This is a genomic window from Halalkalibacterium halodurans (genome assembly GCF_004376175.1).
Lineage (GTDB): Bacteria > Bacillota > Bacilli > Bacillales > Bacillaceae_D > Halalkalibacterium > Halalkalibacterium halodurans.
The window spans coordinates 55,811-64,372 of sequence record NZ_SNUY01000001.1; the positions used below are offsets into that span (position 1 = coordinate 55,811).

The window sequence follows — 8,562 nt, forward strand, 5'->3', positions numbered from 1 at the left end:
AAGGTTGCTGTATAAAACAATTGCTGACTTGATATTATTAGGTTTCTCTTTTTTATTACTAAATTATACCATATATCAAAGGACTAACACGATTTTGTCTCATCATTTAGTATCCATTCTTTCAAAAAAAGCCAGCCTGCAATGAGGCTGACTCCTTCTCAATGATTATCCACGTAAAACAGCTCCAGTTGATGCTTCGAGCTCTTTTAAAATTTGCTCGTGAACCGCTGTGACCTCTTCATCCGTTAATGTGCGCTCCGGATCAAAGTAGGTGAGAGAGAAGGCAATGGATTTCTTCCCAACTTCCATATGCTCTCCTTCATAAAGATCAAACAGATAAACATGTTTTAGCCATTCGCCGCCGTTCGCCTCAATCACTTGCTGCAATTGGGCCGCTGTTACGTTCTCATCAACGACAAGGGCGATATCACGCGAGATCGCTGGGAAGCGAGGAAGTGGTTCATAGGCGACCTCAGTCCCTTCCTCTGCCAACAGGGATTCTACATCTAATTGGAACACGTACGTTTCTTTTAAGTCTAACTCGCTTTGTCGCTCAGGATGAATCTGACCGGCAAAACCAACGGCTCTACCATTTACTTTTACGTTTGCCGTTCGCCCTGGATGCATCCCTGGCTGCTCCCCACGTTCAAACGTCACCTTTTCTGATAAGCCTAACTCTGCGAACATTCCTTCAAGAATGCCTTTTACGACAAAGAAGTCGACGGCTTTTTTCTCTCCTTGCCATAAATGCTCCGTCCAAAGCCCAGTCAATGCACCTGCAAGCATTTCTCGTTCCTCTGGCTGTTTTGTTAACGTTTCTTCCTTGCTTAAAAACACAGATCCGAGCTCGTAAATAAACAACGCTTCTTGCTTTCGGTTCAAGTTGTATTGCACCACATCAAGCAAATGTGGCACTAAGCTCGTTCGCATGGTGCTTCGCTCTTCACTCATCGGCATGGCTACACGAATCGGTAAGTAATCTTCATTTTCCCCTTGAAGTCCCTTTGCCTTTTCTTCACTCGTTAATGAATACGTCATCACTTCAAATAAGCCTGCCCCTTCTAAATACCGGCGAATTTTTCGACGCTTCTGTTGATAGTCCGTTAAACCACCACGAGTTGTTCCTCCTACCGGGAACGTTGTCGGGATGTTGTCATAGCCATATAAACGGGCCACTTCCTCAAATAAATCTTCCTCGATTCGAATATCGCCTCGTCTCGACGGGGCTGTTACTTCGAACGTATCGTTTTCAACCGTATAAGCAAAACCGAGTCTGTCAAAAATCGCTGCCACTTCATCGTGAGAAAGTTCCATACCAAGACGTTGATTCATGTGGGGAAGATTCAAAGAAACGACTGGTTCTTCAATCGCAAGCTCGCCAGCTTCGACGACACCACCAACAACGGTGCCTCCAGCTACTTCCGCGATGAGTGTGGCCGCTCTTGCCGCTGCTTCCCTCACCCGTTTCGGATCAACCCCCTTTTCAAACCGTGAGCTTGAATCACTCCGTAGTCCCAGATCCCGAGAGGCTTTCCGCACCGTAGCCGGATCAAAATAAGCCGCTTCAAGGAGTACCGTTGTAGTATCTTCCTGCACCTCAGATGTAGCTCCCCCCATGACACCAGCAATGGCCACAGGATCACGTCCATTTGTAATGAGCAGGTGGTCTGCTTGTAACGTCCGTTCTATATCATCTAGAGTAACCATTTTCTCTCCTTCTTTTGCAAGGCGAGTGACCACTTTGTTTGATCCTAAGCGATCGTAGTCAAACGCATGAAGCGGCTGACCGTATTCAAGGAGAACATAGTTTGTTACATCGACGACGTTGCTAATCGGACGAATGCCAGCAGCAATGAGACGATTTTGCAGCCATAATGGCGATGGTCCGACTTTCACATTTTTAATAATCGTTGCCCCATAATATGGATTCTTCTCAATGTCGTCAATTTCAACCGATACATAATCGCTTGCTTGACCATCAGTTCCACTACTTTCGGCAGTTGGCCAATGAACCTCTTTGTCAAAAAGCGCCGCCACTTCATAGGCCACTCCGTACATGTTTAAACAGTCGGAACGATTCGGCGTCAAGTCCAACTCAAGTACTTGGTCATAGCGATTGAGAGCTTCCAAAGCGTCGCTCCCGATTTCAACGTCGTCTGAAAAAACATAGATCCCGTCAGCGAATTCTTTTTGCACAAATTTATTTTCTACGCCAAGCTCCTGCAATGAACAAATCATCCCTTGGGATAGCTCACCGCGAAGCTTTGCTTTTTTAATTTTAAAATTACCCGGGAGAACAGCTCCAACCTTGGCGACAGCCACCTTTTGACCCGCTGCGACGTTTGGCGCACCGCACACAATTTGTACAGGCTCTTCTTCCCCAATCTCTACTTGACATAGGTTCAATTTATCTGCATTTGGGTGCTGGCGACATTCAAGGACATGGCCGACGACCACCCCTGTTGCTCCTTGATTTAAGTCATGAATGATGTCAACCTCAATCCCCCCGCGCGTCAGCTTTTCCGCTACTTCCTCTGCGGAAATACCGTCAAGATCGACGTATTGCTTTAACCATTGATAGGATACTAACATGTTTGAATTTCCCCCTTACACTCGCTTGAATTGTGCCAAGAACCGGCGATCATTTGTATAGAAGTGGCGAATATCATCGATACCGTATTTCAGCATGGCAAGTCGCTCAACTCCCATGCCAAATGCAAAACCACTATATTCATTCGGATTAAAGCCACTCATTTCAAGGACGCGCGGATGAACCATCCCAGCGCCTAAAATTTCAATCCAACCTGTTTGCTTACAGACGCGGCACCCGTCCCCGTGGCAAATTCCGCAAGAGACGTCCACTTCAACAGACGGCTCAGTGAACGGGAAAAAACTTGGGCGCAGACGAATGGAGCGTTCTTCCCCGAAGAATGATTTAGCAAAGGCTTGGAGCACTCCTTTTAAATCACTCATACGTACCCCATGGTCGACGTAAAGACCTTCGATTTGCATGAATTGGTGAGAGTGTGTCGCATCATCGTCATCGCGGCGAAACACTTTCCCGGGACAAATGATTTTAATCGGCCCTTTCCCTTTATATTTTTCCATTGTTCTCGCTTGAACAGGGGACGTTTGTGTACGAAGCAGCAATTCATCCGTAAAATAGAAGGAGTCTTGCATATCACGGGCCGGGTGATCCTTCGGTAAATTTAACGCCTCAAAGTTATAATAATCGGTTTCAATTTGTGGCCCTTCCGCAACAGAGAAGCCAAGTCCGATGAATAAGTCTTCCACTTCTGTGATCGTCGCAGTTAACGGATGGGCCCCCCCTTTTAATATTGGGCGACCTGGTAAGGTGACATCGATTGTCTCCTCTTGAAGCTTACGGTGAATCTCCGCTTGCTCCAAAGCTTCCATTTTGGACTCAATCGCCTTTCCAATCGCTTCACGAACGTCATTTGCCAATTGGCCAATAACTGGACGCTCTTCTGGTGAAAGCTTCCCCATGCCGCGTAGCACTTCCGTTACGGGCCCTTTTTTTCCTAGGTATTTGACACGAATCTCTTGCACCACTTTTTTCTCTTGTGCCTGCTCAATTTTTTCGATCGCGTCATCACGTAACGCCTCTAATTGTTCTCTCATGTACCATATCCTCCTTTAATACCAATCGAATGTTAGGTTAAAGCAACAAATGTTAAGGCCAAGTTTAAATGATGGCAGCTCATCCTTTATAGAAATTAAACTTTCCTGCAAGTGCAAAAAAACCTTCGTTCCCAAACAAGGGACGAAGGTTTCGCGGTACCACCCTAATTGATGCACAAACTGAGTGCATCCTCTTCATTTCCATAACGGCTGTTGCCGGGATCACCTTAACAAGCTATTGCGCTTGTGTTCCAGTGCCTGCTCCAGAGCGAATTCAGCTGTCCTTTCCATCGAGGTGCTTTCAGTCGCTGGCATCTCGTCCCTGGTTGGTAGGGTTCAGCTTACTACTCTCTTTCCACGCATTTTCATACTATTTGGATGTGTCTATTATAGTGAAATTCACTTGAGGTTGCAACTCCATTTAGCGCCTAATCTCGCAAATAATAAAGGAGAATTCCTGTTGCCACCGCTACGTTTAACGACTCAGCCTTCCCGTAAAGAGGGATGTACAAGTTTTGATCAGCTTTATCCAATAGCTCTGGCTCAACACCTTCTCCTTCATTTCCCACTAGCAAAGCAAATCGCGCTTGCGGCTCAATCGCTGTGTAAGTGCTTCCTCCTTCTAAGGCTGTTCCAAAAACAGGGATTCCGGCTTCTTTAAATTGATCCACCCACCCGTGAAGATCTCCTTTAATAACCGGTAAGTGAAAAATCGAACCTTGGGAAGCGCGAACTACTTTGCTGTTGTAAATGTCAACACTCCCCTCACTTACAATGACAGCCGACATCCCTGCCGCATCGCACGTCCGAATCATCGTTCCCACATTACCTGGATCTTGAACGTGATCAATGCAAAGAAACATCCCTTCTAACTCTTGAAAGCTAGGCTCATCTGGAATGTGACAAATGGCCGCGATCCCTTGTGGTGTTTTCGTTTCTGTTAAATCAGCCATGACCCGATCGCTGACGAGGATAACGTCCCGCTCATCTACATGCCAAGCGGTCGGGAGAGTCACCGATTCAGTCACTAAAATCGTCTCAATCATAATAGTGGATTTTAATGCCTCCTCCACAAGATGATATCCTTCGATCAGAAACTGTCCTGATTGATCCCGTCCTTTTTTTGTATGTAATTTTTTCCATTTTTTGACTAGTTCATTTTTCGGTGAATCGATTTGTTTCATTCTATACTCCTTTTTTATCCGTTTGTCCACATCTTACCCAATATTTTCGTTATAATCCAGACTCAATCAGACATACTAATCTCGAACGACCATTTATAAAGCTGAGGTGATCAAAATGAATTTTAATTTACGTCAAGCAATCATGGCAAACATTCAAGGAAGTAACGAACAAGAGGTTGAAGCAACGATTGTTGACGCCATCCAAAGTGGCGAAGAAAAAATGCTCCCAGGTCTCGGTGTCTTATTCGAAGTATATTGGAAAAACTGTAACGAGCAGCAAAAAGACCAGTTGTGTGAACAAATTAGTCAAGGCTTACAGTAACGTGCTCTCGCCTCTCCATGAAGCATATCATGGGAGGCTTTTTATTTATAGAGAGCAGGGCACCATTCCTCTCATCGTCTATCCTCTCCATGTTGACGATGAAATAGACCTCACGCACGAAGAGTGGGCACAGATACCAAATGAGTCACATACCATAAGATAAAGATAGCTACCATCATAACATTACAGCTATGAGAGTATTGGAACCGGAGTGATCATCATGTCGCCCTTTGCCCCTTCAGAGCTTTCTTGTTATTTATCCGATGAAAAGGGACAGCGCCTTGACCCCTTAAAAACTAATGCTATTTACTATAAAGAAATCGTTTCGCGGCGAAAACAGCTCCTCGAACTAACAAAACTTCAAACAGGCGAAACGATTTTCCTTCAACAGGTGACCATTACGATTAGTGGTTTTGTCGTCGTCGCCTAATCAACTATCATCAAATCCGATCTCTTTTTCAGCGACAAAAGAGTTACTTATTTCAGCTCCAGAAGAGGTACCTTTAACATTTTCTGTAAACAAATGCCGTTGTGAAGCATTGTTTTGTCCTCAAGAAGATGAGAAAGAAGGACAAATAAAAGTGATCATCAACATAGATACCATTGTAGATGCAGAGAAGCAAAGGAAAATTCTATTAGGTTCTAAAACAGGCTCTGCTCCTTTTAAGGAAAAAATGTGTATTGAGACAATGAACATTTTTGACTCAGTAAGCTTTCAGCAGAAGATTACCGTTTTCACAAATAAGCCAATGGATTCTTCTACTTCCCATATTTCAGGGCATATCGTCCAGCACTGCTCCGAGCCGGCGAAAGTTTATTTTCGAGCCATAGATCCGTTTCCATCCGCCCAGATTCAAATTGAAAATCATTCAGACTGTCCTATGAAAGCCATTGTGCATGTAGATCACGAACGTAAAGTCAGTCAAATCATTGAAAAGGATCAAAAAGTTCGCTTTGATGTTAGTGAAATCCAGCGACTCGTCATTAAAGGTGACGGGGAAGGTGGCGTTTGTGAAGGCGCTTTTTCCTTATTTTTATCCCATAAAAAAAAGCCAGTCTCACGCGATAGCGATTTAGACTAGCTGTTTCATTTAAGATGTTTACAGATCCTCTTGATACATGTAAAATGCAAAATCAGTCATGACAGAAGCATCTCCTAGCTGATGCAGCATCGCAGATATGTTTCCTCTATGGTACGTTCCATGGTTTGCTGCATGGAGGACAATTTCCGCTAAGCTCGTTTCACGTTCTCCCACATAAGGATTGTTCAATAAAATTCTTCGTTCTAAATTTTCTTCTTTTTCCAAGAAGGACAGGAACCGTTCCGACAATGTACGATAAGCAGCTTCCAGTTCCTCTAAGGGCAGGGCATCCGTTTCATGCTGAAGCTGAAAAGCCTCTTCAAGGGCCACCCCCATGTCCTTCCCCTCAAGGATATCAAGCCATAAATACTCAACTAAATAAATATGAGAACAGACCTTTGCCAATGAAGGAAAAACACTCTTGATTTCCTGTTCATATTTTTCAGGTGATATCGTTTGTAAATGCTCCATGATTCGCCCATTAGCCCACACATTGTATTGATACAGAGTTTTTGCATGATTGCTCATTATAACGTCCTCCTCAATATTTATTGTTTCTACTGTCATCTTATCGAAAGGATACATTGTACTTATGAGCTAATTCAGAAGCAGAAATCACTTCATGATTCAGCAACATGTAAATCATGGACAGTAGCCGTTCCAATTTCATACATGGTCACCTGCTTTACAAGTTCATGAAAAAACTGTGGACCACTCTACTTTCACCCTTTAGGTGGTGAAATCCTCTAACCGCATTTATTTTTTCAGCAGTGTGTCTGTTCAACAGTGATTGAAGAATCTATTAGATAGGGTAATTTGAACCTCACAAGACCGATATGAACGTCTCCCTAGAATCGCCCCTATCTCTTAAACACCGTTTCTCCTACTTTCATGACAAAAAGCTGATGCTCAGGTAGTTGACATCTTTTCCATTCATGCAATAAACGCGCCAACGCTTCTGGTCCTGTATCATCAGCGAGCCGATACGTGCCATAATGCATTGGCACAAACGTTTTCGCTTGTAATTCAACGAAGGCTTTGACTGCATCCTCTGGATTAATATGAGAAGCATATGTAAACCACTCTGGCTCATAAGATCCGATCGGCATGAACACTGTATCGAGCGTAAATTTTTTCCCGATCTCTTGAAACCCGCGAAAGTATCCTGTATCCCCCACAAAATAGTTCGTTTCTTCGTCCGATTCAAGCACCCATCCTCCCCAATGGGACGTATTCGTATCAAATAGGCTCCGCCGCGTCCAATGCTGAGCAGGGACGAAGTGAATTGTTAGGTCTTGGTGCTGAAACGTATCCCACCAATTGGCCTCTTCGACACGGTGCAACCCTTTCTTCTGAAACAATAAGTTTAACCCAGCAGGCACGTAATATGTCGGTTCTCCTTTTAATCTTCGCAATGTTGAAAATTCAAGATGATCGTAATGACCGTGGGAAATGACGACGATATCGATTTCAGGAAGCTCATCGATCGACAATCCTGGTGAAATCAACCGCTTTGAAAACCCTAAGTATTTCGCAAAGACGGGGTCGGTTAAAATATTCAACCCTTTCATTTGCAGCAAAAAGCTCGAATGACCGATCCACGTATAGGACGTTTTTGTTCGGTTCTTTTTAAGCTCCTCCACGTTTCTTTCATCGGCTCTCGGAATGTGGATGCTCAAATCCTTTGATTTACTCCATCGTTCTCGTAAACATTTCCATATCTCTACCAACGTTTTATTCGTTCCAACTTCATCAAGGTTTTGATATCGCTTTGGCAAGGAGACTCCTCCTTAATGATTCGATGCTTAAAGAATAAGTAGGTTTAGTATATTGTAAAACCCCTTGATCAAACATAGGAAACGAAAAGGACCATATTCTATAGTTTTTATCAACGTAAAAAAAGTGCACCTCTGCACATAACCCTGTCAAGTAGACAATGAAAAAAAGAGTATCTTAAGCTGCGGCCTTTTCTCGGTATTCAATCGGGGAAAGGCCTTTAAATTTCTCTTGAAAACGTCCGTTGTTATAGTAGTTGATATACTCCTGAATCGCCCATTGAGCTTGTTCAACTGTTTTTGGACGTATTAAATATAACTTCTCCACTTTCAAATGTGAAAAGAAGCTTTCTATACAAGCATTATCATAGCAATTGCCACGGCGAGAGTGGCTTCCTTGAACGCCTAATCCCTCTAATTGCTTTTCATAAGTCTTAGTTGTATATTGAAATCCTTGATCAGAATGAATGAGCGCATTCTTGGCAAAGGACTTACCTGTTAACTGTTTCAACGTATCTACGACTAAATCAAGATCGTTTCTTTCAGGTACCGTCAAG

9 protein-coding genes, 1 pseudogene and 1 other annotated feature are annotated in these 8,562 nt (G+C 43.6%); of the genes and pseudogenes, 3 read left to right on the forward strand and 7 right to left on the reverse strand.

Translation table 11 applies throughout. From position 1 onward, the window contains the following. Positions 1-165 precede the first annotated feature (165 nt). The 3 genes from pheT to E2L07_RS00285 form a co-directional block, all read right to left on the reverse strand. Positions 166-2,592: a phenylalanine--tRNA ligase subunit beta gene (gene pheT / locus E2L07_RS00275; RefSeq protein ID WP_134228536.1), complete on the reverse strand. Its 2,427-nt coding sequence runs from the start codon at positions 2,590-2,592 to the stop codon at positions 166-168. Between the two features lie 15 nt (positions 2,593-2,607). Next, complete coding sequence (gene pheS / locus E2L07_RS00280) at positions 2,608-3,642, reverse strand: phenylalanine--tRNA ligase subunit alpha (RefSeq protein ID WP_134228537.1); 1,035 nt, start codon at positions 3,640-3,642, stop codon at positions 2,608-2,610. Positions 3,643-3,777: 135 nt separating this feature from the next. Next, positions 3,778-4,009 (reverse strand) — a binding site (T-box leader). Between the two features lie 61 nt (positions 4,010-4,070). Next, the gene (locus E2L07_RS00285; protein WP_134228538.1) at positions 4,071-4,826 is read right to left on the reverse strand and encodes a TrmH family RNA methyltransferase; all 756 of its coding nucleotides are present in this window, start codon (positions 4,824-4,826) and stop codon (positions 4,071-4,073) included. Positions 4,827-4,941: 115 nt separating this feature from the next. Between E2L07_RS00285 and sspI the strand changes: the two genes are divergently transcribed. The 3 genes from sspI to E2L07_RS00300 all read left to right on the forward strand — a co-directional run bounded on the left by sspI (position 4,942) and on the right by E2L07_RS00300 (position 6,230). Then, positions 4,942-5,148 (forward strand): small acid-soluble spore protein SspI, encoded by a 207-nt coding sequence (sspI, locus tag E2L07_RS00290; RefSeq protein WP_010899257.1) that lies wholly within the window; start codon positions 4,942-4,944, stop codon positions 5,146-5,148. Between the two features lie 220 nt (positions 5,149-5,368). After that, a complete protein-coding gene (locus E2L07_RS00295; RefSeq protein WP_134228539.1) occupies positions 5,369-5,578 on the forward strand; it encodes a hypothetical protein in 210 nt (69 codons plus the stop codon). Then, a complete protein-coding gene (locus E2L07_RS00300; protein WP_134228540.1) occupies positions 5,556-6,230 on the forward strand; it encodes a hypothetical protein in 675 nt (224 codons plus the stop codon). The genes E2L07_RS00295 and E2L07_RS00300 overlap by 23 nt, the downstream gene beginning before the upstream one ends. A gap of 18 nt (positions 6,231-6,248) precedes the next feature. Here E2L07_RS00300 and E2L07_RS00305 read toward each other — a convergent pair whose 3' ends face one another. The 4 genes and pseudogenes from E2L07_RS00305 to E2L07_RS21100 form a co-directional block, all read right to left on the reverse strand. Then, positions 6,249-6,758 (reverse strand): DinB family protein, encoded by a 510-nt coding sequence (locus E2L07_RS00305; RefSeq protein WP_134228541.1) that lies wholly within the window; start codon positions 6,756-6,758, stop codon positions 6,249-6,251. 43 nt (positions 6,759-6,801) lie between these two features. Next, positions 6,802-6,900: pseudogene (locus E2L07_RS00310) on the reverse strand (helix-turn-helix transcriptional regulator); the annotation flags it as partial. A 190-nt stretch (positions 6,901-7,090) separates the two neighbouring features. Further along, positions 7,091-8,008 (reverse strand): MBL fold metallo-hydrolase, encoded by a 918-nt coding sequence (locus tag E2L07_RS00315; protein WP_134228542.1) that lies wholly within the window; start codon positions 8,006-8,008, stop codon positions 7,091-7,093. Positions 8,009-8,183: 175 nt separating this feature from the next. After that, a partial coding sequence (locus E2L07_RS21100; protein ID WP_243854873.1) for an IS3 family transposase occupies positions 8,184-8,562 on the reverse strand: 379 nt, incomplete at its 5' end.

Coding starts and splice junctions, on each gene's coding strand:
- E2L07_RS00285 (WP_134228538.1), bottom strand. CDS start 4,826: ATGAAACAAATCGATTCACCGAAAAATGAACTAGTCAAAAAATGGAAA.
- sspI (WP_010899257.1), top strand. CDS start 4,942: ATGAATTTTAATTTACGTCAAGCAATCATGGCAAACATTCAAGGAAGT.
- pheS (WP_134228537.1), bottom strand. CDS start 3,642: ATGAGAGAACAATTAGAGGCGTTACGTGATGACGCGATCGAAAAAATT.
- pheT (WP_134228536.1), bottom strand. CDS start 2,592: ATGTTAGTATCCTATCAATGGTTAAAGCAATACGTCGATCTTGACGGT.
- E2L07_RS00305 (WP_134228541.1), bottom strand. CDS start 6,758: ATGAGCAATCATGCAAAAACTCTGTATCAATACAATGTGTGGGCTAAT.
- E2L07_RS00295 (WP_134228539.1), top strand. CDS start 5,369: ATGTCGCCCTTTGCCCCTTCAGAGCTTTCTTGTTATTTATCCGATGAA.